This window comes from Enterococcus sp. C102(2024) (genome assembly GCF_040888205.1).
GTDB classification, from domain to species: Bacteria; Bacillota; Bacilli; order Lactobacillales; family Enterococcaceae; genus Enterococcus; species Enterococcus faecalis.
Genome location: NZ_JBFOHH010000021.1, coordinates 1 through 573 on the forward strand (window position 1 = coordinate 1; position 573 = coordinate 573).

The following is a 573-nucleotide window of genomic DNA, read 5'->3' on the forward strand; positions in this document are numbered from 1 at the left end:
GAGGCAGTGCGTAAACTTCGATAGAATTTATTGCGTCTCTTTACTGGACGATGGTCTTGTTCAATCAAATTATTCAGGTATTTAATGGTACGATGTTCTGTCCCTTGATAAAAGCCGTATTCTTTTAGTTTCTTAAAGGCACTTGTAATAGAGGGGGCTTTATCTGTGACTACAACCTTCGGTTCATCAAACTGCTTCACTAACCGCTTAAGAAAAGCATAGGCTGCTTGTGTGTCCCGTTTTTTACGTAACCAAATATCCAAGGTTAAACCATCTGCATCGATGGCTCGATACAAATAATGCCATTTTCCTTTAATTTTGATGTACGTTTCATCCATTTTCCATGAATAAAAGGATTTTTTATTTTTCTTTTTCCAAATTTGATAGAGTAGTTTGCCATATTCTTGCACCCAACGATAAATCGTCGTATGAGAAACGTTAATGCCACGATCATATAAGATTTCTTGAACTTCACGATAGCTAAGGTTATAACGAAGATAGTAGCCCACGGCTACAATAATCACATCCTGCTGAAATTGCTTTCCTTTAAAATGATTCATCGTCATTCCTCCT

1 protein-coding gene is annotated in these 573 nt (G+C 36.8%); it reads right to left on the bottom strand.

Annotation, left to right across the window (positions count from 1 at the left end; all coding sequences use genetic code 11):
* Window positions 1–560 (bottom strand): IS6-like element IS1216 family transposase (locus AB3I34_RS13980; protein WP_031644556.1); only part of this gene is annotated, 560 nt, incomplete at its 3' end.
* Window positions 561–573: the final 13 nt, after the last annotated feature.